Origin of the sequence: Bradyrhizobium sp. CCBAU 51627 (genome assembly GCF_028128765.1) — a bacterium.
Classification (GTDB): Bacteria; Pseudomonadota; Alphaproteobacteria; order Rhizobiales; family Xanthobacteraceae; genus Bradyrhizobium.
Map to the genome: position 1 here is coordinate 1 of NZ_LBJG01000040.1, position 308 is coordinate 308.

Genomic DNA, 308 nt, shown 5'->3' on the forward strand with positions numbered 1-308 from the left:
CCGGACGGCAATCTTGAGTTCCTGGGCCGCAACGACGATCAGGTGAAGATCCGCGGCTACCGCATCGAGCCGGGCGAGATCGTCGCGCGGCTTTGCGAGCACGCCTGGGTGCGCGAGGCGGTGGTGGTGGCGCGCCAGAACGGCGCCGGCGACAAGCATCTGATCGCCTATGTGGTCTGCGCGCCCGAGGCCGGCGCGGACGAGGGCGATGGAGGCGGGGTTGCGGGCACCTTGCGGGCGCACTTAAGTGCGCGACTGCCGGACTACATGGTGCCGAGTGCGTTCGTGCAGCTGGCGGCGCTTCCGCT

At 69.8% G+C, this 308-nt stretch carries 1 protein-coding gene; it reads left to right on the plus strand.

Features of this window, described 5'->3' with window-relative positions; translation table 11 throughout:
- Positions 1-308, plus strand: a 308-nt coding sequence (locus XH88_RS25600; protein ID WP_271671022.1) for an AMP-binding enzyme, incomplete at both ends; no start/stop codon positions are given.